Annotated in this window: 23 protein-coding genes and 1 pseudogene; 20 read left to right on the top strand and 4 right to left on the bottom strand. The window is 69.5% G+C overall.

Annotation, left to right across the window (positions count from 1 at the left end; translation table 11 throughout):
• Positions 1-77 precede the first annotated feature (77 nt).
• Together DY245_RS12630 and DY245_RS12625 are read right to left on the bottom strand one after the other, a co-directional pair.
• Positions 78-749 carry a response regulator gene (locus DY245_RS12630; RefSeq protein ID WP_128506725.1) on the bottom strand — a complete coding sequence of 224 codons (672 nt, stop codon included), beginning with the start codon at positions 747-749 and terminating at the stop codon, positions 78-80.
• A 13-nt stretch (positions 750-762) separates the two neighbouring features.
• Entirely contained in the window at positions 763-1,698 is a 936-nt protein-coding gene (locus DY245_RS12625; RefSeq protein WP_128506723.1) for a RecB family exonuclease, read from the bottom strand.
• Positions 1,699-1,875: 177 nt separating this feature from the next.
• Between DY245_RS12625 and DY245_RS12620 the strand changes: the two genes are divergently transcribed.
• From DY245_RS12620 to DY245_RS12610, 3 genes are all read left to right on the top strand, one after another.
• On the top strand, positions 1,876-3,135 hold the full coding sequence (locus DY245_RS12620) for a site-2 protease family protein (protein WP_128506721.1): 1,260 nt from the start codon (positions 1,876-1,878) through the stop codon (positions 3,133-3,135).
• Positions 3,136-3,221: 86 nt separating this feature from the next.
• On the top strand, positions 3,222-4,148 hold the full coding sequence (locus DY245_RS12615; RefSeq protein WP_128506719.1) for a tRNA (adenine-N1)-methyltransferase: 927 nt from the start codon (positions 3,222-3,224) through the stop codon (positions 4,146-4,148).
• A 227-nt stretch (positions 4,149-4,375) separates the two neighbouring features.
• Positions 4,376-4,960 carry a hypothetical protein gene (locus tag DY245_RS12610; protein WP_128506717.1) on the top strand — a complete coding sequence of 195 codons (585 nt, stop codon included), beginning with the start codon at positions 4,376-4,378 and terminating at the stop codon, positions 4,958-4,960.
• 47 nt (positions 4,961-5,007) lie between these two features.
• Here DY245_RS12610 and DY245_RS12605 read toward each other — a convergent pair whose 3' ends face one another.
• Positions 5,008-5,301 carry a ferredoxin gene (locus tag DY245_RS12605; RefSeq protein WP_128506715.1) on the bottom strand — a complete coding sequence of 98 codons (294 nt, stop codon included), beginning with the start codon at positions 5,299-5,301 and terminating at the stop codon, positions 5,008-5,010.
• Positions 5,302-5,550: 249 nt separating this feature from the next.
• On the opposite strand from DY245_RS12605, the gene arc reads away from it, so the two are divergent.
• The 6 genes and pseudogenes from arc (at position 5,551) to prcA (ending at position 11,608) form a co-directional block, all read left to right on the top strand.
• Positions 5,551-7,317 (top strand): proteasome ATPase, encoded by a 1,767-nt coding sequence (gene arc / locus DY245_RS12600; protein WP_128506713.1) that lies wholly within the window; start codon positions 5,551-5,553, stop codon positions 7,315-7,317.
• Between the two features lie 276 nt (positions 7,318-7,593).
• On the top strand, positions 7,594-9,105 hold the full coding sequence (dop, locus tag DY245_RS12595; RefSeq protein WP_342354185.1) for a depupylase/deamidase Dop: 1,512 nt from the start codon (positions 7,594-7,596) through the stop codon (positions 9,103-9,105).
• A 189-nt stretch (positions 9,106-9,294) separates the two neighbouring features.
• Positions 9,295-9,513 (top strand): ubiquitin-like protein Pup, encoded by a 219-nt coding sequence (locus DY245_RS12590; RefSeq protein WP_006607619.1) that lies wholly within the window; start codon positions 9,295-9,297, stop codon positions 9,511-9,513.
• A gap of 135 nt (positions 9,514-9,648) precedes the next feature.
• Positions 9,649-9,831: pseudogene (locus DY245_RS12585) on the top strand (endonuclease domain-containing protein); the annotation flags it as partial.
• Positions 9,783-10,628 (top strand): proteasome subunit beta, encoded by an 846-nt coding sequence (gene prcB, locus DY245_RS12580; protein ID WP_128506711.1) that lies wholly within the window; start codon positions 9,783-9,785, stop codon positions 10,626-10,628. The pseudogene DY245_RS12585 and the gene prcB, both read left to right, overlap by 49 nt.
• 92 nt (positions 10,629-10,720) lie before the next feature.
• Positions 10,721-11,608 (top strand): proteasome subunit alpha, encoded by an 888-nt coding sequence (gene prcA, locus DY245_RS12575; RefSeq protein ID WP_128506709.1) that lies wholly within the window; start codon positions 10,721-10,723, stop codon positions 11,606-11,608.
• Between the two features lie 58 nt (positions 11,609-11,666).
• Here prcA and DY245_RS12570 read toward each other — a convergent pair whose 3' ends face one another.
• The gene (locus DY245_RS12570) at positions 11,667-12,788 is read right to left on the bottom strand and encodes a LacI family DNA-binding transcriptional regulator (RefSeq protein WP_244943004.1); all 1,122 of its coding nucleotides are present in this window, start codon (positions 12,786-12,788) and stop codon (positions 11,667-11,669) included.
• A 121-nt stretch (positions 12,789-12,909) separates the two neighbouring features.
• On the opposite strand from DY245_RS12570, the gene DY245_RS12565 reads away from it, so the two are divergent.
• The 11 genes from DY245_RS12565 to DY245_RS12515 all read left to right on the top strand — a co-directional run bounded on the left by DY245_RS12565 (position 12,910) and on the right by DY245_RS12515 (position 24,348).
• Positions 12,910-14,169: an MFS transporter gene (locus DY245_RS12565; RefSeq protein WP_128506705.1), complete on the top strand. Its 1,260-nt coding sequence runs from the start codon at positions 12,910-12,912 to the stop codon at positions 14,167-14,169.
• A 9-nt stretch (positions 14,170-14,178) separates the two neighbouring features.
• Positions 14,179-15,540, top strand: a complete 1,362-nt coding sequence (gene pafA / locus DY245_RS12560; protein WP_128506703.1) for a Pup--protein ligase — start codon at positions 14,179-14,181, stop codon at positions 15,538-15,540.
• Positions 15,541-15,674: 134 nt separating this feature from the next.
• Positions 15,675-16,664, top strand: a complete 990-nt coding sequence (locus DY245_RS12555) for an FKBP-type peptidyl-prolyl cis-trans isomerase (RefSeq protein ID WP_128506700.1) — start codon at positions 15,675-15,677, stop codon at positions 16,662-16,664.
• A 69-nt stretch (positions 16,665-16,733) separates the two neighbouring features.
• A complete protein-coding gene (locus DY245_RS12550; RefSeq protein WP_128506698.1) occupies positions 16,734-17,108 on the top strand; it encodes an FKBP-type peptidyl-prolyl cis-trans isomerase in 375 nt (124 codons plus the stop codon).
• Positions 17,109-17,243: 135 nt separating this feature from the next.
• On the top strand, positions 17,244-18,212 hold the full coding sequence (locus DY245_RS12545) for a helix-turn-helix transcriptional regulator (protein WP_128506696.1): 969 nt from the start codon (positions 17,244-17,246) through the stop codon (positions 18,210-18,212).
• A 16-nt stretch (positions 18,213-18,228) separates the two neighbouring features.
• Positions 18,229-19,179, top strand: a complete 951-nt coding sequence (locus DY245_RS12540; RefSeq protein WP_128506694.1) for a helix-turn-helix transcriptional regulator — start codon at positions 18,229-18,231, stop codon at positions 19,177-19,179.
• A gap of 118 nt (positions 19,180-19,297) precedes the next feature.
• The gene (locus tag DY245_RS12535; protein ID WP_244943003.1) at positions 19,298-19,546 is read left to right on the top strand and encodes a hypothetical protein; all 249 of its coding nucleotides are present in this window, start codon (positions 19,298-19,300) and stop codon (positions 19,544-19,546) included.
• Positions 19,547-19,580: 34 nt separating this feature from the next.
• Positions 19,581-19,784 carry a hypothetical protein gene (locus tag DY245_RS12530; RefSeq protein WP_128506690.1) on the top strand — a complete coding sequence of 68 codons (204 nt, stop codon included), beginning with the start codon at positions 19,581-19,583 and terminating at the stop codon, positions 19,782-19,784.
• Between the two features lie 221 nt (positions 19,785-20,005).
• The gene (gene tatA, locus DY245_RS12525) at positions 20,006-20,305 is read left to right on the top strand and encodes a Sec-independent protein translocase subunit TatA (RefSeq protein WP_128506688.1); all 300 of its coding nucleotides are present in this window, start codon (positions 20,006-20,008) and stop codon (positions 20,303-20,305) included.
• An 83-nt stretch (positions 20,306-20,388) separates the two neighbouring features.
• A complete protein-coding gene (gene tatC / locus DY245_RS12520; RefSeq protein WP_244943002.1) occupies positions 20,389-21,354 on the top strand; it encodes a twin-arginine translocase subunit TatC in 966 nt (321 codons plus the stop codon).
• A gap of 177 nt (positions 21,355-21,531) precedes the next feature.
• A complete protein-coding gene (locus tag DY245_RS12515) occupies positions 21,532-24,348 on the top strand; it encodes a DEAD/DEAH box helicase (protein ID WP_128506686.1) in 2,817 nt (938 codons plus the stop codon).
• The last annotated feature ends 59 nt before the right edge of the window (positions 24,349-24,407 follow it).

Below are 24,407 nucleotides of genomic sequence, written 5' to 3'. Positions count from 1 at the left end.
GGGGCCGGCCCGGGGGATTCCCGGGCCGGCCCCGCCGTCGTCCGTCCACCGGGCGTCAGGGCCCGTTGCTCAGCCGCTCACTGGGCGCCGGGGCGCACCAGCCCGCTCTCGTACGCGTACACCGCCGCCTGCACCCGGTCGCGCAGCCCCAGCTTCGTCAGCACATGGCCCACATGGGTTTTGACGGTCGTCTCGCTCACGAACAGATCCGCGGCGATCTCCGCGTTCGACAGCCCGCGCGCCACCAGCTTCAGCACCTCCACCTCACGGTCCGTGAGGGTGTGCAGAGTGTCCGGTACCGGCTCCTCGCCCGACGGCAGATGCCCGGCGTACTTGTCCAGCAGCCGGCGCGTGATGCTCGGCGCGAGCATCGCCTCGCCCGCCGCCACCACCCGGATCGCCTGCACCAGCTCATCGGCCGGCGCATCCTTCAGCAGAAAACCGCTGGCCCCGGCCCGCAGTGCCTCGACGACATACTCGTCCAGATCGAAGGTCGTCAGCACCAGCACCTTCGCCGGCCCGTCCTTCGCCGGACCGGTGATCTGCCGGGTCGCCTCGACGCCGTCCATCCGGGGCATCCGGATGTCCATCAGCACCACATCGGGCTGCAGCGCCCGCACCTGCTCCAGCGCCTGCAACCCATCACCGGCCTCTCCCACGACCGCCAGATCCTGCTCCGCCTCCAGAATCATCCGGAATCCCGTACGCAGCAGGGGCTGGTCGTCGACCAGCAGGACGCGGATGGCCACGAGCTCTCCTTTGTTAGACCTGCCCCATTCTGCCCTGCTGCTCCCCGCCCTCGTCCGCCGGGCGCACCTGCAGCGGATACACCGGGGGAGTACCGCCGAATTCCGGACAGTGCGCCTGGTGGTCGCACCAGCCGCACAGCTTTGTCGGCCGCGGCCGCCAGTCACCGGTCCTCGTCGCCAGCTGGATCGCCTCCCACAGCGCCAGCAACTTCCGCTCCACGCCCCGCAGATCGGCCTCGCCCGGGTCGTACGTCAGCACATCGCCGCTGCCCAGATAGACCAGCTGGAGCCGCCGCGGCACCACACCGCGCAGCCGCCACACCACCAGCGCATAGAACTTCATCTGGAACAGCGCGCCCTCGGCGAACTGCGGCCGCGGCGCCTTACCGGTCTTGTAGTCGACGATCCGCACCTCGCCGGTCGGCGCCACGTCCACCCGGTCGATGAACCCGCGCAGCCGCAGTCCGGAATCCAGCACCGTCTCCACATACAGCTCACGCTCCGCCGGCTCCAGACGCGTCGGATCCTCCAGCGAGAACCACCGCTCCACCAGCGCCTCGGCCTCCGCCAGCCACGTCGCCAGCCGCTCGCCCCCGGCGTCGTCGGCGAACAGCTCCGCCAGCTCCGGCCGCTCGGCGAGCAGCTTCTCCCACGCGCCCGGCACCATCGCCCGTGCCTCGGTCGGCGTACGCTCCGCCGCCGGAGCGTCGAAGAGCCGCTCCAGCACCGCATGCACGACCGTGCCGCGGGTCGCCGCCGCGCTCGGCTTCTCCGGCAGCTTGTCGATCACCCGGAAGCGGTACAGCAGCGGACACTGCATGAAATCGCCGGCCCGCGACGGCGACAGCGCCACCGGCGGCCGTGCCTGCTCACCGCCCTGCACCCCCGCCCCGGGCTCGCCCGGCCCGTCCTGCGCGGCCGACTCGGCCTTCTCCGTGCTCCATCCCATGGCACAAAACCCTACGGCCCGCCACTGACAAGCGCGGACGGGTCACCAGTAGTGAGGGCCCCGCGGCGGATCGGGCCGATCCACTCCGCATACCATCGACGCCGGAGCCCTTCGCCCTGCATGATCGAGATATACAGGCCGAGCAGGGGCGAAAGCCGTATTCGATGAGGGGACGCCGTGGACGACAGCGGGAAGCCGCAGGACCCCCAGGAGTCCGTGCGGCCCCAGCCGCCCGAGCCGCCCAAGGACCCCGACGGGCCCAAGGCGCCCACACCGGGCAAGAAGGGCAGCGGCGGCGGCATCCTGATGGGCCGTCCCTTCGGCGTACCCGTCTACGTCGCGCCCAGCTGGTTTCTCGTCGCGGCCCTGATCACCTGGGTCTTCGGCGGCCAACTGGAGCGCGTGCTGCCCGAGCTCGGCGCCGCCCGCTACCTCGTCTCGCTCTTCTTCGCCGTCGCCTTCTACGCCTCGGTGCTCGTGCACGAGCTGGCCCACACCGTCGCCGCGCTCCGCTTCAAGCTCCCCGTACGCCGCATCCAGCTGCAGTTCTTCGGCGGTGTCTCGGAGATCGAGAAGGAGACCGAGACCCCCGGCAGGGAGTTCGTCCTCGCCTTCGTCGGCCCGCTGCTCTCCCTCGTCCTCGCCGGGGTCTTCTACGCCGGTATGCACATGGTCGAGCCCGGCACCGTCCCCGGAGTGCTGCTCGGCGGCCTGATGATCTCCAACCTGATCGTCGCGATCTTCAACCTGCTGCCCGGCCTGCCCCTGGACGGCGGCCGGATGCTGCGCGCCGTCGTCTGGAAGATCACCGGCAGGCCCATGAGCGGCACCATCGCCGCCGCCTGGGTCGGCCGCGCGCTCGCCGTCACCGTCCTCATCGGCCTGCCGCTGCTCACCCACACCGGCGCCCTCGGCAACGCCCGCCCCGAGATCGGCGGCGCGGACTCGCTCACCGACGCCCTGCTCGCCGCGATCCTCGCCGCCATCATCTGGACCGGCGCCGGCAACAGCCTGCGCATGGCCCGGCTGCGTGAACGCCTCCCCGACCTCACCGCCCGCACCCTGACCCGGCGCGCCGTCCCCGTCGAGAGCGACACCCCGCTCTCCGAGGCGCTGCGCCGCGCCAACGACGCCGGCGCCCGCGCCCTGGTCGTCGTCGACCGCCAGGGCGGGCCCACCGCCCTCGTCCGCGAGGCAGCCATCGTCGGCGTCCCCGACCACCGCCGCCCCTGGGTCCCGGTCGGCACCCTCGCCCAGGACCTCAAGGACGGTATGCGGGTCTCCGCCGAACTGGCCGGCGAGGACCTCCTGGAATATCTGCGCGCCACCCCGGCCACCGAATACCTCGTCGTCGAGGAGACCGGTGAGATCTACGGCGTGCTGTCCACCGCCGATGTCGAGCGGGCCTTCGTCTCCGCCATGGCCCGCAAGGCCTGACCCCCGGCACGGTCGGCGGCCGCCCCCGGCCCGCCGGCCACCGCCCACTGGTCCGCGCCGCCCCAACGGGCCGGTAGGCTGGTCACATGTCCGAACCGACCGGTGCCGCCCGCCGTCGCGGGCCCTTCAAGGTCGGGGACCAGGTCCAGCTCACCGACCCCAAGGGACGCCACTACACCTTCACGCTCGAAGAGGGAAAAAGCTTCCACACCCACAAGGGAGCCTTCCCCCACGACGAGCTGATCGGTGCTCCCGAGGGCAGTGTTGTCCGTACCACCGGGAACGTCGCCTACCTCGCGCTGCGCCCGCTGCTCCCCGACTATGTCCTGTCCATGCCCCGCGGCGCCGCCGTGGTCTACCCCAAGGACGCGGGGCAGATCCTGGCGATGGCCGACATCTTCCCCGGCGCCCGCGTCGTCGAGGCAGGTGTGGGCTCCGGCTCGCTCAGCAGCTTCCTGCTGCGCGCCATCGGCGACGACGGCATGCTGCACTCCTACGAGCGCCGTGCCGACTTCGCCGAGATCGCCACGCAGAACGTCGAGCGCTACTTCGGCGGCTCGCACCCCGCATGGACGCTCACCGTCGGTGACCTCCAGGACAACCTGTCCGACACGGACGTCGACCGGGTCATCCTCGACATGCTCGCCCCCTGGGAGTGCCTGGACGCCGTCTCCAAGGCCCTGGTCCCCGGCGGCATCCTCTGCGCCTACGTCGCGACGACGACGCAGATGGCCCGCACCGTCGAGGCGATCCGCGAACACGGCACCTTCAACGAGCCGTCGGCCTGGGAGACCATGGTCCGCACCTGGCACGTCGAGGGCCTCGCCGTCCGCCCCGACCACCGCATGATCGGCCACACCGGCTTCCTGCTGACCGCCCGCCGGCTCGCGGACGGCGTCGAGCCCCCGCTGCGCCGCCGCCGGCCCGCCAAGGGCGCGTACGGCGACGATTACACAGGACCGGGCAAGGACCAGGCAGCGGCCTCCGACGGCGGCCCCGCCGAGCGCGGCTGACCCCCTTCGCCGAGCCGGAACGACCGGCCGGCAGCGGCCACCGAACCACCAGGCGCCGCCGACGAGTTCCCGTACGGGAAACCGCCGGCGGCGCTGCTTCGTTTCCACCCGGGATCCGGCACGGAAAACCCGGGGAAACTCCGCTCCTGCTGGTTCCTTGGCGCCCCCTCCTGTGGAACGATGCTTGGCACTCCCACCGCCACAGCACTTCACAGGAGTTACCCCGCGTGCAGCCCTTGGCAGGCCAGGACCTTTTGCACACCCAGCCGCGCCCCATGCACTGGCTCGCCACCGCCACCGCCATCTCGGCGGTCGTCGCGGCCGCGTCCTTCGTCCAGCCCCCCGATGCCACCGCCACGACCTCCCACGACGTCAGGGTGGCCCAGTCCTCCGTGGCCGCCCCCGACCCGGCCAAGGTGACCTTTCCGGTCGACTGCGGGCCCAACCGCCTCGACGTGGTGAAGAAGGTCTCCGGCGACCTCGACCACGACGGCACGACCGAGACCGTCGCGGTGGTCCGCTGTCACAGCGAGACCGGCACGCCGCCCAGCGGCGTCTACGTCCTCGCGCAGCCGACCGACCCCAAAGCCGCACCTCGGATCGTGGCGACGCTCCTGGCGCCCGCACAGCGGCTCAGCGTCCAGAACCTCGTGGTCAAGGACGGCACGATCTCCGCGGCGCTCCTGGGCTACTCCACGCTCGACGTTCCGCGCTGCTGCCCGGACGTGCACAAGAGCGTCAAGTGGCAATGGCAGGACGGGAAGTTCATCCAGAGTGAACTCCCCGCCGCCATGAGCACCGAGCGTGCGTGATTCATCACACGATGTGCCGGTAGCCGACGCGCTGTGCGTCCCGTCGGCTACTCCGCGTCCGGCCCGTACACCTCGACGAGGTCGCTGACGCGGCGGACGTGGATGCAGTCCCCGGGGCACTCCTTGGCGGAGTCCCGCACGTCGGTGAGCAGCTTCAGCGGGACGGGCGTTGTGGCCCCCTTGTCCTGCAGCAGCTCGTCATCGGCGCTCTTCACATAAGCCAGCCCGTCGATGTCGAGCTCGAAGACCTCCGGCGCGTACTGCGCACAGATGCCGTCCCCGGTGCAGAGATCCTGGTCGATCCAGACTTCCAGCTCTGGGGCTTCGTCCTGCGCGGTCATCTCGCCTGCCGTTCCTGCGTACGTGAACCGTTTTTGTCTAAGTGGCGCCAGCCCTGACGGGTGTTGACCGACTCGACGATACAACCGCTCGCTTTCCGATGTTGTTGGGTGGGTATTCCCTTGGCGTGAGGACGTGCGCAAGGGTGAAGATCGGACACACCCCGACAGTCTTTTCGATCTAGGGGTTTCAACCTGCACCGGCCCAGGTAGGGTCAGGAAGCGTCCAGCTCCTTGGAGGAGGTGAGGACCGTGGCAGCCCACGACGACGACATCAACCGCGGCATCCGGCCGGGGCGAGGGTCTGAAGATCCCGCCGGTCAGGTTGCCTATCTCGAGCAGGAGATCGCCGTCCTGCGACGCAAGCTCGCCGACTCTCCGCGGCACACGAGGATTCTCGAAGAGCGGATCGTCGAGCTGCAGACCAACCTGGCCGGCGTCTCGGCGCAGAACGAGCGTCTCGCCAATACTCTCCGCGAGGCCCGCGACCAGATCGTCGCGCTCAAAGAGGAGGTCGACCGGCTCGCGCAGCCGCCGGCCGGCTTCGGTGTCTTCCTGCAGACCAACGAGGACGGCACGGTCGACATTTTCACCGGAGGCAGAAAACTCCGGGTGAATGTCAGCCCGAGCGTGGAGACCGAGGACCTCAGGCGCGGCCAAGAGGTCATGCTCAATGAAGCGCTCAACGTGGTCGAAGCCATGAAGTTCGAGAGCGCCGGCGACATCGTCACCCTCAAGGAAATCCTTGAGGACGGCGAGCGCGCCCTGGTCATCGGGCACACCGACGAGGAACGGGTGGTGAGGCTCGCCGAGCCGCTGCTGGACATCACCATCCGCCCCGGCGACGCCCTGCTTCTCGAGCCCCGCTCCGGCTATGTCTACGAAGTCATCCCGAAGAGCGAGGTCGAGGAGCTCGTCCTCGAAGAGGTCCCGGACATCGACTACACCAAGATCGGCGGTCTGGGCGGCCAGATCGAACTGATCCGGGACGCGGTCGAGCTTCCGTACCTCTACCCCGACCTCTTCAAGGAGCACGAACTCCGCCCGCCCAAGGGCGTCTTGCTCTACGGCCCGCCGGGCTGCGGCAAGACACTCATCGCCAAGGCGGTCGCCAACTCCCTTGCCAAAAAGGTCGCCGAGGTGACCGGGCAGCCCGCGGGGAAGAGCTTCTTCCTCAACATCAAGGGCCCCGAGCTGCTCAACAAGTACGTCGGTGAGACGGAGCGGCACATCCGGCTGGTCTTCCAGCGCGCCAGGGAAAAGGCGAGCGAGGGTACCCCCGTCATCGTCTTCTTCGACGAGATGGACTCCCTCTTCCGCACCCGGGGATCCGGCGTCAGCTCGGACGTGGAGAACACCATCGTCCCGCAGCTGCTCTCCGAGATCGACGGCGTCGAGGGCCTTGAGAACGTGATCGTGATCGGTGCCTCGAACCGCGAGGACATGATCGACCCGGCGATCCTGCGCCCCGGCCGCCTCGATGTGAAGATCAAGATCGAGCGCCCGGACGCGGAGGCCGCCAAGGACATCTTCTCGAAGTACCTCACGGAACGGCTCCCGCTGCACTCCGACGATCTCGCCGAACACGGCGAATCGCGCAAGGCCGCGGTCAGCGGAATGATCCAGTCGGTCGTCGAGCAGATGTATGCGGAATCCGAGGAGAATCGCTTCCTGGAGGTCACCTACGCCAATGGTGACAAGGAAGTCCTTTACTTCAAGGACTTCAACTCCGGTGCGATGATCGAAAACATTGTAGGACGAGCAAAGAAGATGGCCATCAAGGCCTTCCTCGAACACAACCAGAAGGGTCTGCGGGTCTCCCACCTCCTCCAGGCATGCGTGGACGAGTTCAAGGAGAACGAGGACCTGCCGAACACCACCAACCCGGACGACTGGGCCCGGATCTCCGGAAAGAAGGGCGAGCGGATCGTATACATCCGCACCCTGGTCACCGGAAAGCAGGGCGCGGACACCGGTCGCTCCATCGACACAGTGGCGAATACCGGCCAATACCTGTAACACCGCTCTCCGGCTGCGGATGTCCTGCACGGGGCGTCCGCAGCCGGACGCTTTTCCGGGGGTGGCTCGGCCGCCCCCATTAAGGGCGCGATGGACCAGGGAAAACCGGACTGGAGCAATGACTGTAATGATCTCCCCAGCGCCGCAAAGGCGTTCTAGGCTCTTCGGTACCGCTGCGTCACGCTGTGCGGGCGTGGGGCACGCACACGGACCGGAAGCACAGCGGTACTTGAGCGCCGACCCCATCCGGGGGCGCCGCCGGGCAAGGAGGGCCGCATGACTGTACGGCGAGTAATGGGAATCGAGACGGAGTACGGGATCTCCGTCCCCGGCCACCCGAACGCCAATGCCATGCTCACCTCGTCCCAGGTAGTCAACGCCTACGCGGCCGCGATGCACCGGGCACGCCGTGCCCGCTGGGATTTCGAGGAGGAGAACCCGCTGCGGGACGCCCGCGGCTTCGATCTCGCACGCGAAAATGCGGACGGCAGCCAGCTCACGGACGAGGACATCGGCCTGGCCAACGTGATCCTCACCAATGGCGCCAGGCTCTACGTCGACCACGCACACCCCGAGTACAGCGCCCCCGAGGTCACCAATCCGCGTGACGCGGTCCTGTGGGACAAGGCCGGCGAGCGGATCATGGCCGAGGCCGCCGAGCGGGCCGCCCAGGTGCCCGGCGCCCAGCCCATCCACCTCTACAAGAACAACACCGACAACAAGGGCGCGTCCTACGGCACGCACGAGAACTACCTGATGAAGCGGGAGACCCCCTTCTCGGACATCGTGCGGCATCTGACGCCGTTCTTCGTCTCCCGCCAGGTGGTCACCGGCGCCGGCCGGGTCGGTATCGGCCAGGACGGCCACGAGCACGGCTTCCAGCTCAGCCAGCGCGCCGACTACTTCGAGGTGGAGGTCGGCCTGGAGACGACGCTCAAGCGGCCGATCATCAACACCCGCGACGAACCGCACGCGGACGCGGAGAAGTACCGCCGGCTGCACGTGATCATCGGCGATGCGAACCTCTCCGAGATCTCGACCTACCTGAAGCTGGGCACCACCTCCCTGGTGCTCTCCATGATCGAGGACGGCTTCATCGCCGTCGACCTGGCCATCGACCAGCCCGTCCGCACCCTCCATCAGGTCTCGCACGACCCCACGCTGCAACGTCTGATCACGCTCCGCAGCGGCCGCACGCTCACCGCCGTACAGCTCCAAATGGAGTACTTCGAGCTGGCCCGCAAATACGTCGAGGACCGTTACGGAGCGGATGCGGACGAGCAGACCAAGGACGTCCTGACCAGGTGGGAGGACGTGCTGGGCCGGCTGGAGAACGACCCGATGAGCCTGTCGGGCGAGCTGGACTGGGTCGCCAAGCGCGAGCTCATGGAGGGCTACCGCCGCCGCGACGGCCTGGACTGGGATGCGGCGCGGCTGCACCTCATCGACCTGCAGTACGCCGACGTACGGCCCGAGAAGGGCCTGTACAACCGTCTGGCGGCCCGGGGCAAGATGAAGCGGCTCCTGGAGGAGCCCGACGTCGAGCGGGCCCAGCAGAAGCCTCCTGAGGACACCAGGGCGTACTTCCGCGGTCGCTGCCTGGAGCAGTACGCGGACGATGTCGCGGCCGCCTCATGGGATTCGGTCATCTTCGATCTGCCCGGTCGTGACTCCCTGCAACGGGTCCCCACGCTGGAGCCGCTGCGCGGAACCCGTAAGCACGTCAAGGAGCTCCTGGACCGCTGCCGTACCGCAGAGGAGCTGGTGAGGACGCTGTCCGGCCGCTGATCCACGGCAGGTGCACGACAGAATTCGCGACGATCCACAGCCGATCGGCGGCTGAAAATGTCGCGGTGCGGGAATCATCGAGGTGACTCCCGGGCGTTGCAGCAAGTGCAGGGCCGATGTCGGACCCTGCTTGTAGGGTCGGATCTTGAAGGTCACATCGAGCGGGGCGAACCGAGCGGGGTGAGGGATATGGCGACCAAGGACAGCGGCGGCGGACAGGCGAAGGCCACGCGTTCCACCGAAGAGGTCGAGGAGCAGACGCAGGACGCGCAGGCCTCGGAAGACCTCAAGGAACGCCAGGAGAAGTTGTCGGACGACGTGGATTCGGTGCTGGACGAAATCGACGACGTCCTCGAAGAGAACGCCGAGGATTTCGTGCGCTCATTTGTGCAAAAAGGCGGGCAGTAAGCGCCAAAACGGGCATGCCCGTCTTCCGGCGGCCGGAGCGCTGTGCGCGGTGCGGAGAGGAATTGCCGCGCACGGCGTTCGGTCGGCCGCAAGGTAAGGGGCGGTGGCGGCCCAATCTGTTTCTCGCCGGGTCCCCGACATGTGGATCACGGCCGTGAGACGGGTAAGGTCCGAGGCGTACTGTGCTTCAGCTGCAACGCAGCCCTGGGTCAATTCAAGGATCGGCCGGACGTCTTGAGGCGGGCGGCCGCATATCCGGAAGGAAACGCGTGGAAGCCAACACTCGTAGCACCGGGCGTCTACCAGCTGCCTTCCTGACGCCTGGCTCCTCGTCGTTCATGGATTTCCTCGGCGCGCACTCGCCCGATCTGCTGCCGGGCAACCGCCCGCTGCCGCCGGTGCAGGGCGCCATCGAGGCGCCGCACGGCACGACGATCGTCGCCGCGACGTTCCCCGGGGGCGTGGTGCTCGCCGGTGACCGGCGGGCGACGATGGGCAATGTCATTGCGCAGCGCGATATCGAGAAGGTTTTCCCGGCCGACGAGTATTCGGCGGTCGGCATCGCGGGGACGGCCGGTCTCGCGGTGGAGATGGTCAAGCTCTTCCAGCTGGAGCTGGAGCACTTCGAGAAGGTCGAGGGCGCCCAACTCTCCTTGGAGGGCAAGGCGAATCGTCTGTCGACGATGATTCGCAGCAACCTCGGGATGGCCATGCAGGGCCTGGCCGTGGTGCCGTTGTTCGCCGGCTTCGACCGCGACCGCGACAAGGGCCGCATCTTCTCGTACGACGTGACCGGCGGTCGTTCGGAGGAGCACGGCTTCGCGGCGACCGGTTCCGGCTCGGTCTTCGCGCGCAGCGCTCTGAAGAAGCTCTTCCAGGAGAACTTCACGGAGAATCAGGCCGCCACCGCCGTCGTCCAGGCGCTCTATGACGCCGCTGATGACGACTCGGCGACCGGTGGTCCCGATATGGCGCGGCGGATCTACCCGATCGTCACGGTGATCACCGAAGACGGCTACAGGAGGCTGACCGAGGCCGAGGTCTCGGAGATCGCCCGTGCCATTCATGAGCGCCGACTCGTGCAGCCCGACGGCCCGCGTGCCGCGCTGCTCTGACGGGACGGATGTTCCGCCATTGCTCCCCCGGCCACCGCTGGGGGTGCCCCACGCCAGTGAGAGAGCTTTTGACAGGAAGGGACGGATAGCCGGTGTCGACGCCGTTCTATGTCTCACCCCAGCAGGCCATGGCCGATCGCGCCGAGTACGCCCGCAAGGGCATCGCGCGCGGCCGCAGTGTCGTGGTGCTGCAGTACACCGACGGCGTGGTCTTCGTCGCCGAGAATCCCTCCCGCGCCCTGCACAAGGTCAGCGAGATCTATGACCGGATCGCCTTTGCGGCGGTCGGCAAATACAACGAGTTCGAGAATCTGCGGATCGGTGGCGTGCGCTATGCCGATCTGCGGGGTTACACCTACGACCGCGAGGACGTGACCGCGCGCGGCCTGGCGAATGTCTATGCCCAGACGCTCGGCACGATCTTCTCCAGCGCCGCGGAGAAGCCGTACGAGGTCGAGCTGATCGTCGCCGAGGTCGGCAATGCCCCGGAGGACGACCAGATCTACCGGTTGCCGCACGACGGCTCGATCGTCGACGAGCACGGCTCGGTGGCCGTCGGTGGCAGTGCCGACCAGATCAGCACCTATCTCGACCAGCGCCACCGCGACGGTATGACGCTGTCCGAGGCGCTGAAGCTGGCCGTGGAGTCGCTGTCGCGCGACAACAACGGCGGCGAGCGCACGCTGACCGCCGAGCAGCTGGAGGTCGCGACGCTGGACCGTACGCGGCCGCAGCAGCGCAAGTTCAAGCGGATCCTGGGCGGGCAGCTGTCCCGGCTGCTGGACGGGCACAGCGATGCGGGCGCCGAGGAGCCGGCGGCGGACGCGGAGGCGGGCGACGGCACCGCGGAGACCGGGGCCTCGGACGAGGGCACGACCGCCAAGGAAGCCGGCGACAAGAAGGCCGGCGGCAAGGGAACCAACGGCAAGGGCGCTGCCGGTAAGGACGACTCCGACGAGGAGTCCGGCCCCCTGCTCTGACATACCGCTTCCGGCATACGGCTTCGGGCCGGATGCCCGTATCGCGCGCCCCGGTGGGTCACTGCCCGCCGGGGCGCGCGGCGTTGCCGGGGACGTCGGCCGGCGGGGCGGTGGAGCCGCGGGTGACCAGTTCCACCGGCAGGGTCGTGGCCTGGGCCGGGCGGCCGTCGAGCGCTGCCATCAGAGCCCGCATCCCGGCCTCGCCGAACTCCTCGGCGGGCAGTCGTACGGTCGTCAGCTCCGGCTCGACGGCGACCGCCAGCGCCAGATCGTCGAATCCGGTGACGGAGATGTCCTCGGGGACCCGCAGGCCGAGACGGCGTACGGCCTTGCAGGCGCCCGCGGCGATGATGTCGTCGTCGCACAGCAGCGCCGTGGGGCGGGGGCCGGGGCCGGTCAGGGCGGTATGCGCGGCGCGCAGCCCGGCGTCGACGCCCAGGGCGGCCGGCTGCCGGCGCAGCAGTGCGCCGGGGACGCCGTCGAGCGCCGCGGTGACGGCGTGGGCCCGTACGTCGAAGGTCCAGGAGTGCACATCGGCCGCGAGATGGGTGATGCGGCGATGGCCGAGGGCGATCAGATGGCCGGTCAACTGCCGTACACCGTCGGCGATATCGAGGTTGACGGTGGCGGTGGCCCGGTCGTCGTCCGGGTCGCTGTCCAGCATGACCAGGGGCAGGCCCGCGGCGCGCAGCGCGGTGAGCGCCTCGGCGGCCATGGAGGAGGCGATCACGCCGTCCAGGGTGGCCGCGGCGGAGTCGAAGGGGTCGCGGGCCGGGCCGATGCCCTCGGGGGAGGGGTAGAGGACCACCCCGAAGCCGTGGTCGGCGGCGATCCGGGCCGCGCCGGTGTAGACCCGGGCGAAGAATTCGGTGGTCAGCGCCGGGACCACGAGGAGCGCGGTGCGGGTGCGGCCCATCCGCAGACTGCGGGCGGCGAGGTTGGGCCGGTAGCCCAGCTCACGGGCGGCGGCGCGGACGGCCTCGGCCTTGGCGGGGGAGACCCTGCCCCGCCATTTGTCGCCCAGGACGAGCGAGACGGCGGCCTGTGAGACCCCGGCGGCGCGGGCCACGTCCCGGCTGGTGGCGCGGGCGGCGGTCGGCCTACCAGGGTGCGCGGCGCCGGCCGCTCCGGTGGAGCCGGCGCTTGCACCGGGGGGTGTCGTGGCCTCGTTGTGGGTCACCGGGTGTTTCGCTCCTCGCGTTCGGCCGTTGCGGGGTGGACCGTGGGTTGCCGTCATGGTACGTATAACGACGAAGGTTATACGTAACACGTCCGGCCGGTCCGGACCGAAAGGAGCGGGAATGGCCGCGGGATATGCGGAGCTGCTCAGAACCCGGCACGCGGCCCGGCTGCTGGCGGGAACGCTGGTCGGCAGGCTGCCGAACGCCACCGCGCCGCTGGCCGTGGTCCTCTTCGTCCGCGCCGAGGGCGGCAGCTACGGGCTGGCCGGCGCGCTCGCCGCGGTCTACGGCGTCTGCAACGCCGTGGGCCAGCCGCTGCTCGGCCGGGCGGTGGACCTCCACGGTCAGCCGCGGGTGATGCTGCCCGCCTCGGTGTTCTCCGCCCTCGGGATGGCGCTGCTCGCCGTCGTCGGCCTGGACGTGCTCTGGCTCGCCTACGCCGCCATGGTGATCGCCGGCTTCTTCACCCCGCCCCTGGAGGGCGGACTGCGGGCGCTGTGGCCCGGGGTCCTCAAGCGCGCGGACCGGGTGCACGCCGCCTACGCGCTGGACGCGGTCGCGCAGGAAGTCATGTTCGCGGTGGGGCCGTTGCTGGTGACGCTGTGCGTGGCGGCCTGGTCGGAGCGGGGCGCGCTGCTGGTGATCAACCTGATCGGGGTGCTCGGCGCGCTCTCCGTCGTCGTCTCCGAACCGTCCCGGCAGTGGCGCAGCGGACCGCGCGAGGCACACTGGCTGGGTGCGTTGCGCTCGACCGGGCTGCTGGTGCTGCTCGGCGCGTTCTTCTTCGTGGGGCTGGCGCTGGGGTCGATAGCGGTCACGGCGGTGGCGTACGCCGATGAGCACGGCAGTGCGATGGTCTCCAGCTATCTGCTCTCCGCGCTCGGCGTCGGTGCGCTGGCCGGCGGCATCGTCTACGGCGCCCGTGAGTGGCCCGGGCGGCCGGAGAGCCGGCTGCGGCTGCTCATCGCCCTGCTGGCGCTGGGGTATCTGCCGCTGGCGCTGGCGCCCGGTGTGGCCGGGATGACGGCGCTGACCGGTGTCGCGGGTGTGTTCCTCGCGCCGGCGCTGGCCTGCGCGTTCGTGGTCGTGGACCGGCATGCGCCCAAGGGCACGGTGACGGAGGCGTTTTCGTGGCTGGTGACGACCTTCGGCGTCGGATCGGCGGTGGGCACCTCGGTGGTCGGCCCGGCGGTGGAGAGCGGCGGCGCGGCAGCGGGGTTTGCGGTGGCCGGTGCCGGTGGTCTCGCCGCGCTGCTCGTCCTTTTGTCGACGAAGCGATTTCTCGGGGATCCCGTGCGGCGTAAGGGCGATGCGGCCCCGGCGGAAAATGATCGAAACGGGGCTGTCGAACCCGGTTTCAGAGCAGGCCATCAGGCGTAATGTTCAGTCATGGACCGCCGCATTTTCGGGCTGGAGAACGAGTACGGCGTCACGTGCACGTTCAGGGGACAGCGCCGACTGTCGCCTGACGAAGTGGCGCGCTACCTCTTCCGCCGTGTCGTGTCATGGGGCCGCAGCAGCAATGTCTTCCTGCGGAACGGCGCCCGCCTGTACTTGGACGTGGGTTCGCACCCGGAATACGCAACTCCCGAGTGCGACAACGTGACCGAGCTGGTCACCCACGACAAGGCCGGTGAGCGCATTCTCGAAGGCCTGCTCGTCGACGCCGAGCGCCGCCTGCATGAGGAGGGAATCGCGGGCGACGTCTATCTCTTCAAGAACAACACCGATTCGGCGGGAAACTCCTACGGCTGCCACGAGAATTACCTCGTCGCCCGCCACGGCGAGTTCTCCCGGCTCGCGGACATCCTCATTCCGTTCCTCGTCACCCGCCAGCTGCTGTGCGGCGCGGGCAAGGTACTGCAGACCCCGCGGGGCGCGGTCTACTGCGTCAGCCAGCGCGCGGAGCACATCTGGGAGGGCGTCTCCTCGGCGACGACCCGTTCCCGTCCGATCATCAACACCCGGGACGAGCCGCATGCGGACGCCGAGCGATACCGCCGGCTGCACGTCATCGTCGGTGACTCCAACATGTCCGAGACGACCATGATGCTCAAGGTCGGCGCCACCGATCTTGTGCTGCGCATGATCGAGGCGGGCACGGTCATGCGCGATCTGACGCTGGAGAACCCGATCCGGGCCATCCGCGAGGTCAGCCATGACATCACCGGCCAGCGCAAGGTGCGGCTGGCCAGCGGGCGCGAGGCATCGGCGCTCGAAGTCCAGCAGGAGTACTACGAAAAGGCCGTGGATTTCTGCGACCGCCGCGGAATCCGCACCGGCACCGTCGAGAAGGTCCTGGAACTGTGGGGCCGTACGCTTGAGGCGATCCGGGACGAGCAGCTCGACCGTATCTCGACCGAGATCGACTGGGTGATGAAACATCAGCTCATCGAGCGATATCGCACAAAGAACAACATCACCATGTCCCACCCAAGAGTGGCGCAGATAGACCTCGCGTATCACGACATCCACCGCCGCCGGGGGCTTTACTACCTCCTGGAGCGGAAGGGCCAAGCGGCGCGGATCTGCAATGACTTGAAGATCTTCGAGGGCAAGTCGGTGCCGCCGCAGACCACTCGGGCCAGGCTGCGCGGCGACTTCATTCGCCGGGCTCAGGAGCAGCGCCGCGATTTCACGGTCGACTGGGTGCATCTCAAGCTCAATGACCAGGCGCAGCGCACGGTCCTGTGCAAGGACCCGTTCCGTTCCGTGGACGACAGGGTGGAGAAGCTGATCGCCGGGATGTGACCCGCGGGGAATAGCAGTGTGCCGGGAGCGAGACACTCCCGGCACATTGCCGTGTTGCACCAGGAAACCTCGGCCGGGACAGGTCGTAGAGTGGCGGGCATTGCCCACCCACCCCACGAGCCCGAGTTGGACTGATGAACCTCACGAAGAACACCCGTCGCGCCGCGGCTGCTGCGCTGACCGTGCCCATCCTGCTGTTCACCGCCGCATGCGGGTCCGACGACGACAAGGGCTCGTCGGGCGAACCCGTCGTCAAGGTCGAGGGCAAGGCAGGGGAGAAGCCCAAGATCACGGTGCCGAAGGATGCCAAGCCCTCCGACACGGCCGTCACCAAGACCCTCATCAAGGGCAACGGCGCAACGGTCAAGAAGGGTGATCTGGTCCGGCTGGACTTCGCGGCGCAGACGATGAAGGGCCAGAACCTCGGCGGCAGCTGGACGCCGCAGCCCGGTACCAAGCCGGGGGCGCCGCGCACCCAGGTCGTCAGCGAGGTCACCGACCAGATGACGCAGCAGATGCTGCCGCCGAAGGTGATGTCCGCCGTGGCCGGGCAGAAGGTCGGCAGCCGCTTCGAGGTCGAGGGCACCGCCAAGGCGCTGATCGGCGAGGGCCTGAACCCGCAGTCCGGCATCAAGCCCGGGGACGGCCTGGTCTGGGTCATCGATGTGGTCGGCGCCAAGAAGGTCGACAAGAAGGCGAAGGCCGAGGGCACGCAGGCGGCGCCGGAGAGCGGTATGCCCGAGGTGAAGGCCGTGGACGAGAAGGCCGCGCAGATCACCGTCCCCAAGGGCGAGAAGGCCCCCAAGGACCTCAAGGAGCAGGTCCTGATCAAGGGCAAGGGCCCCGAGGTGAAGGCCGGCCAAGGGCTGATCGCGCAGTACACCGGTGTGAAGTGGGAGGACGGCAAGAAGTTCGACTCGTCCTGGGACCACGGTGGCGCGACCGCGTTCCAGATCGGCACCGGGCAGGTCGTCCAGGGCTGGGACAAGGCCCTGGTCGGCAAGCACGTCGGTGACCGGGTCGAGATCGTGATCCCGCCGAAGCTGGCCTACGGCCCGAACCCGCAGCACGAGCTGGCCAAGAACACCCTGGTGTTCTCGGTCGACATCGTCGGCACGGTCTGACCTGCGGAACCTGCAAGATCTGCCAGACTGGCCGGGTAATCGTAAAGATTCGTAAGTAGGAGCACATTCGTGAGCATCGACAAGCCCGAGATCGACTTTCCTGAGGGCCCGGCTCCCACCGAGCTCGAGATCGTGGACCTGAAGGAGGGCGACGGGCCGGTCGCCAAGGCGGGGGACTTCGTCAAGGTCCACTACGTCGGCGTCGCCTTCAGCACGGGCGAGGAGTTCGACGCCAGCTGGAACCGCGGCAACCCGCTGGAGTTCCAGCTGGGCGCGGGCCAGGTCATCGCCGGCTGGGACCAGGGCGTGCAGGGCATGAAGGTCGGCGGCCGCCGCCGGCTCACCATCCCCGCGCACCTCGCGTACGGCGACCGCGGCGCCGGCGGCGGCCGGATCGCCCCGGGCGAGACGCTGATCTTCGTCTGCGACCTGATCGCCGTCTGAGGCAACCGCGGGTCTCCCCCGGAGACCGCAGCTGACGTACGGGGCCCGTGCCGCGATGGCACGGGCCCTCGGCTTTGCCGCACGCACCCCGAGCGGTACGGTCAACGATCGGGAGTTCAACGAGAAAGGGCGTCGATGGCCATTGCCAAGGCCGAGCGGCTGATGAATCTGGCGCTGTGCCTGCTGGGGACGCGACGCCCGCTGACGAAACGCGAGCTCAGGTCGTCCATCGAGGCCTATATCGAGGCCGGCAGCGATGACTCCTTCAACCGCATGTTCGAGCGGGACAAGGACGATCTGCGCGAGCTCGGGCTGGTCATCGCGACCGTCGAGGGCATCGACGGCGACATCGGCTACCTCGCCCGCCGCGACAGCAACCGTCTCCCGCCGATCACCCTGGACGCTGAGGAGGCCGCCGCCCTCGGGCTGGCCGCCAAGATCTGGCAGCAGGCGCGGCTGGCCGGCGCCGCCTCCGGCGCGCTGCAGAAGCTGCGCGCGGCCGGGATGCCGCTGGCCGCGGACGGCGCGGACTACGACGCCGGGCAGCCGCACAGCGCGCTCGAACCCCGGATCCCCGCCCACGAAGCCGCCTTCGAGCCGCTGATGCTGGCCTGCCGCGACCGCCGCCCGGTCGTCTTCGACTACCGCAAGTCCACTGCCGCCCACCCCGAGCAGCGGCAGGTCGAGCCATGGATCCTGGAGTGCTGGCGCGGCCACTGGTACGTCGCCGGCTGGGACCGCGACCGCAAGGCGGAGCGGGTCTTCCGGCTCTCCCGGATCACCGGCAAGGTCCGTTCCCGGCAAGGGAAGTTCACCGCGCCGGTGCCCGATCACGTCACCGTCCGCGAGACCGTGGAGAGCTGGGCGGGGGAGACCGCCACCGGCACCGCGAGGATCAAGCTCCGTGCCGAGCACGGCTATCCGCTGCGGGCCCGTGCGCTCACCGTCCGCGACCTGGGCGGCGGCTGGGACGAGCTGGAGATCCCCAACGGCCACGGACTCGACGCCTGGCTCGTGGAGTTCGGGCCGGACGTGGTCGTACTGGAACCCGCGGAGCTGCGTGCCGATGTCATCGACCGGCTGCGCGCCGTGGCCAAGGGCTGAGAGGGATACGAGACCCATGGCGACGAACGCGATCGACCAGACCCGCCGGATGCTGTCCCTGGTGACCTATCTGCGCGAGCGCCCCGGCGCCCGCGTCGGTGACGTCGCCCGCGCCTTCGGCATCACCGAGGACGAGCTGATCGCCGACCTCGACGTACTGCCGATGTGCGGTACGAGCTTCCGCGGCGGCGACCTGCTGGACATCGACACCGACGGCGACCGCATCTGGTGGCACAACCCCGACGATGTCGCCGAGCCGCTGCGGCTGGCCGCCGACGAGGCCACCGCCCTGCTGGTCGCGGCCCGCGCGGTGGCCACCCTGCCCGGTCTGCGCGAGGGCGACCGGCAGGCGCTGCTGCGCGCCACCGCCAAGCTGGAGGCGGCGGCCGGCGAGGCGGCCGGCGCCAGCGCCCGGCTCTCGGTGACCTTCGAGTCCGAGGGCGGGGTGTTCGCCGACGTGGACCGCGCCATCGCCGAGCGGCGCCGGCTGTGGCTGCGCTACTACTCCCCGGCCCGCGACGAGCTGACCGAGCGCGAGGTCGACCCCATCCGGCTCTTCGCCGTCGGCCACACCTATATGGAGGCGTGGTGCCGGCTCTCCGAGGCCCGGCGCACCTTCCGGCTCGACCGGGTCGCCGAGATCAAGCTGCTGGACGCGCCCGCCGACCCGCCGCCGGTCGAACTGCGTGATCTGTCGGAGGGCCTGGTGCAGCCCGCGGCCGAGGACCCCGAGGTCTCGATCGAGGTCGGACCCGGCGGCCGCTGGGTCGCCGAGTACTACCCGCACGACAGCGCCGAGGACCTTCCCGACGGCGGACTGCGCATCACCCTGCGCACCCCCGACCCGACCTCGCTGCGGCGGCTGGCGCTGCGCCTGGGCCGGGACGGCCGGATCGTGGCGCCGCAGGCGCTCGCGGACAGTGCGCGGGAGGCCGCCGACCAGGCACTCGCGGCATACGGGGAGTAGGCCCGGAGCATCGGGCAGCACGCGGGGCGCCCCGTTCTCCGTAGGGAGCGGGACGCCCGTCGACCGCAGGGGGAAGACCGTACCGAGAAGGAGGAGGCAGCGAAGGATGACGACCACGATGGCGATTACCACCCTGGCGGACATGAGCGTGCCGGTGCTCTTCAAGGCGGCCTGCCCGGACTGCCGGGGCCGCTTCGAACTGGCCTCGGACGCCTTCCGGCTGGCGATCGGCGCCAGCAGCCGCACCACCTTCTACTCCTTCACCTGCCCCGACTGCCGCCGCGCGGTGCGCAAGCCGGCCGGCGAGCGGATCATCGAGCTGCTCACCGGCGGCGGGGTCCGCACACTGCGGCTGCACACGGGCTGATCGGGCCACCCCGGCCGACCGATAGGCTCGTCCCATGCTCTGGCCCATGATCGCAATCGCCCTCGGCTTCGTCGGGATCGCCGTGCTCGGCGTCCTCGCCGTCCGCGTCTTCGTCGAAGTGCGGCGGCTGGCCCGTCAGGTCGGTGCGACATCGGAGCGGATCCAGCGGGCCGCCGAGGATCTTGAGCGGGCCGCGACCCCGCTCGCCTCCCGGATGCACGAGGTCGGCAGGGACTGAGTTGTCGCTGAGCGACTGAGGCACTCTGCGCTCGCGGCGGGCCGAGAGGTACGCTGCATCCGCGGTTCAGACAGCGCGGCGGTCGGGGCAATCGGGAGTATGCAAGGGGATTGCCCGGCGTTCACCACCGAACGTTACGATCGAGTTAGCACCAGGACGCCAGTCCGACCCCATCGGCAGGCACCACAGACGACGCCGCCCCGGCGAGAAGGTAGTCGCACATGCTCAGCAACCTGAGGGCCCCCGAGATCATTCTGATTCTCGTCGTCATCGTGCTGCTGTTCGGAGCGAAGAAGCTCCCGGACATGGCGCGTTCGCTCGGCAAGTCCGCTCGTATCCTCAAGAGCGAGGCCAAGGCGATGAAGAAGGACGGCGACGCGGAAGGCGGTGCCGCGGGCACGACGTCCGAGGCTCCCTCCGACGCCGCTGCCCAGCAGGCCCCTCGTACGATTCAGGCGGCTCCCGGTGATGTGAGCAGCTCGCGCCCCGTGGCCGAGCAGAAGAGCACCCACCAGAGCTGACCCGAACCGATCCAGTCGCACCGGCCCGGTCGATTCGCACCGGCTCGGGCGGCAACGGCTGATGCACGAGACGAGGAAGTGGGTTGCTCAAGTCTGCCCGCAAGCAGGAGAAGGACCCCGAGGGGCGGATGCCGCTCGCGGCGCATCTGCGTGAGCTGCGCAACCGGCTGCTGAAGTCGGTGCTGGCGATCGGTGTGGTCACCATCGTCGCGATGTGGCAGTACCAGGCGATCGCCCACTTCATCACGGGTCCGGTGATCGACGCGGTCGGCTGCCCCAACGGCACTGCCGCGGCCGGTCCGCGCACCCATCCGTGCGCCGAGATCACCGCGAACGGTCTGCTCGCACCGTTCACGATCATGCTCAAGCTGTCCCTCACCACCGGCATGGTCCTTGCCAGCCCGGTGTGGCTCTACCAGCTCTGGGCCTTCCTCGCGCCGGGTCTGCACAAGCACGAGAAGAAGTACGCGCTGAGCTTCGTCGGGGCCGGCGCGCCGCTCTTCCTCGCCGGTGCCTATCTTGCGTACGCGGTGCTGCCCACCACCGCGGGTGCGCTGGTCGGGCTGACGCCCAGTGAATGGGCCAACCTCTTCCCGGCCGATGAGTTCCTCGACATCGTCACGCGCATGGTGCTGGTGTTCGGTGTCGCCTTCGAGCTGCCGCTGCTGCTGGTGCTGCTCAACTTCGGCGGGGTGCTCACCGGCCGCCGGATCATGAGCTGGTGGCGGTTCATGGTGCTGGGCATCACGGTCTTCGCGGCGCTGGCCACGCCGACCGGTGACCCGCTGACCATGAGCCTGCTGGCCGCGCCGATCGTGGTGCTGTACTTCGGTGCCGCCGGGATCTGTCTGTTCAACGACCGGCGCCGCAAGCTCGGCAATCCGGATGCGGGGCTGAGTGACGACGAGGCCTCCGTGCTCGATCTGACGCCGGGCGATGTCGGGGAGATCGAGCCGGTCGCGTCCGGGCGGATGCTGCCGGAGCAGGCGAGCGGTGATCCGTCGGATGGGGAGTCGCACCGGCGTGGTGGGTTCGACGACGTGACGTGATGGCTCGTGACCCGGCGTGATGTGCGGTGAACGACGTTGCGGACGGCCCCTGTGCTCTGTGAGCCGGGGGCCGTTCGGCTTGTCGCGGCCGCCGGGCCGGGCGCGCGCGGTGCTCGGTAAAGGCCCCGCATAAAGATCGGGTCGTTGTCAGAGGTGGCCGGTAGGCTCGTAGGCACGATGACCGAGGACATGTCCCCTGCTGAGCGCTATGCCGCCGCCAAGCTCCGGGCGGCCGAGCAGGCCACCGCACTCGCCCCTTTCCGAGAGATGTACGACTTCGATCTGGATCCGTTCCAGGTCGAGGCGTGCAAGGCCCTGGAGGCCGGGAAGGGCGTGCTGGTCGCGGCTCCCACCGGATCCGGTAAGACGATCGTGGGCGAATTCGCCGTCCACCTGGCCCTGGAACAGGGCCGCAAATGCTTCTACACCACGCCCATCAAGGCGCTGTCCAACCAGAAGTACCAGGATCTGGCCAAGCGTTACGGCGCCGACAAGGTCGGCCTGCTGACCGGTGACAACAGCGTCAACTCCGAGGCGCCGGTGATCGTGATGACCACCGAAGTGCTGCGGAACATGCTGTATTCGGGCTCACAGTCGCTGGTCGGGCTCGGCCATGTGGTGATGGACGAGGTGCATTACCTCTCCGACCGCTTCCGTGGGGCTGTTTGGGAAGAGGTGATCATCCACCTTCCCGAATCGGTGACGCTGGTGTCACTGTCGGCCACGGTCTCCAACGCCGAGGAGTTCGGCGACTGGCTGGACACGGTCCGCGGTGACACCGCCGTGATCGTTGCCGAACACCGCCCCGTGCCGCTGTGGCAGCACGTGCTCGCGGGCCGTCGGATATACGACCTCTTCGAGGAGCGGGACGGGCAGAGCGGCGGCCGCCGTGAGGTCAACCCCGACCTGGAGCGGCTGGCCCGGATGGAGAACAGCCGGCCGACGTTCGGCCGGGACAAGCGCCGGGGCCGCACTATGCGCGAGGCGGACCGCGAGCGCGAGCGGCGGCAGCGGGCCCGGATCTGGACACCGAGCCGGCCCGAGGTCATCGACCGCCTCGACAACGAAGGCCTGCTGCCCGCGATCACCTTCATCTTCAGCCGCGCCGGCTGCGAGGCCGCCGTTCAGCAGTGCCTGGCTTCGGGCCTGCGGCTCAACGACCAGGAGGGCCGCGAACAGGTCCGCCGCATAGTCGAGGCGCGGACCGCCGGTATCCCGGACGACGACCTCCAGGTGCTGGGCTACTTCGAGTGGCTGGAGGGCCTGGAGCGGGGCATCGCGGCGCACCACGCCGGGATGCTGCCGACCTTCAAGGAGGTCGTCGAGGAGCTGTTCGTCAAGGGCCTGGTCAAGGCCGTCTTCGCCACCGAGACGCTGGCGCTGGGCATCAACATGCCCGCGCGGTCGGTGGTGTTGGAAAAGCTCGTCAAGTGGAACGGCGAACAGCACGCCGACATCACCCCGGGCGAGTACACCCAGCTCACCGGCCGGGCCGGGCGCCGCGGTATCGACATCGAGGGCCACGCCGTGGTGCTGTGGCAGCGGGGGATGAATCCGGGCGCGCTGGCCGGCCTCGCGGGGACCCGTACGTATCCGCTGCGGTCGTCCTTCAAGCCGTCGTACAACATGGCGGTCAACCTCGTCTCGCAGTTCGGCAGGCACCGTTCGCGGGAGCTGCTGGAGATGTCCTTCGCGCAGTTCCAGGCCGACAAGTCGGTGGTCGGGATCTCGCGTCAGGTGCAGAAGAACGAGGAGGGGCTGGAGGGCTACCGCGGCTCGATGACCTGCCATCTGGGGGACTTCGAGGAGTACTCCCGGCTGCGGCGGGAGTTGAAGGACCGGGAGACGGAGCTGGCCAAGCAGGGCGCGGCGCAGCGGCGGGTGGCGGCCGCGGCGGCGCTGGAGAAGCTGAAGCCCGGCGATGTCATCCATGTGCCGACCGGCAAGTACGCGGGCCTTGCGCTGGTCCTCGACCCGGGCATGCCCTCGGGGCGGACCAACGGCCATCGCGGCTTCGATGCCCAGGACGGCCCCCGGCCGCTGGTGCTGACCGCCGAGCGGCAGGTCAAGCGGCTGGCCTCGATCGACTTCCCGGTGCCGGTCGAGGCGCTGGACCGGATGCGGATCCCCAAGTCGTTCAACGCCCGCAGCCCGCAGTCGCGCCGCGATCTGGCCTCCGCGCTGCGGACGAAGGCCGGCCACATCGTGCCGTCGCGGCACCGCAAGCCCCGCGCGGAGGCGGCCGACGACCGCGAGATCGCCCGGCTGCGTACGGCGATCCGCGCGCATCCCTGCCATGGCTGTGCCGAGCGGGAGGACCACGCCCGCTGGGCGGAGCGCTATCACCGACTGGCCCGTGACACCCGGCAGTTGGAGCGCAGGATCGAGGGACGGACGAACACCATCGCCCGTACCTTCGACCGGATCTGCGCGCTGCTGACCGAGCTGGACTACCTTGAAGGCGACACGGTCACCGACGAGGGCCGCCGGCTGGCCCGGCTCTACGGCGAGCTGGATCTGCTGGCGAGCGAGTGCCTGCGCGACGGCGTCTGGGAGGGGCTCGGCCCGGCGGAGCTGGCGGCCTGTGCCTCGGCGCTGGTGTACGAGGCGCGGCAGGCGGACGACGCGGTGGCGCCCAAGCTGCCGGCCGGCAAGGCCCGGGACGCGCTGGGGGAGATGGTCCGTATCTGGGGGCGGCTGGATGCCCTGGAGGAGGACCACAAGATCAACCAGGCGGAGGGCGTCGGCCAGCGCGAGCCGGACCTCGGCTTCGCCTGGGCCGCGTACCGCTGGGCGTCCGGTTTCGGCCTCGACGAGGTGCTCCGCGAGGCGGAGATGCCCGCCGGTGACTTCGTCCGCTGGTGCAAGCAGCTGGTCGACATCCTCGGCCAGATCGCGGCGGCGGCCCCGCCCGGCGGCTCGGTGGCGCGTACGGCCCGCCGGGCCATGGACGGTGTGCTGCGCGGCGTGGTGGCGTATTCGTCGGTGGGCTGAGCGGTACGGGCCCGGCCCGGGCAGTGACGGCGGCGCCGCGCCCCCTTCGATCGGGGGCG

Source organism: Streptomyces inhibens, from assembly GCF_003389455.1.
In the GTDB taxonomy this organism is placed as follows: domain Bacteria; phylum Actinomycetota; class Actinomycetes; order Streptomycetales; family Streptomycetaceae; genus Streptomyces; species Streptomyces inhibens.
The sequence above is the reverse complement of the archived record's forward strand: the minus strand, read 5'-3'. Positions and strand labels throughout refer to the sequence as shown.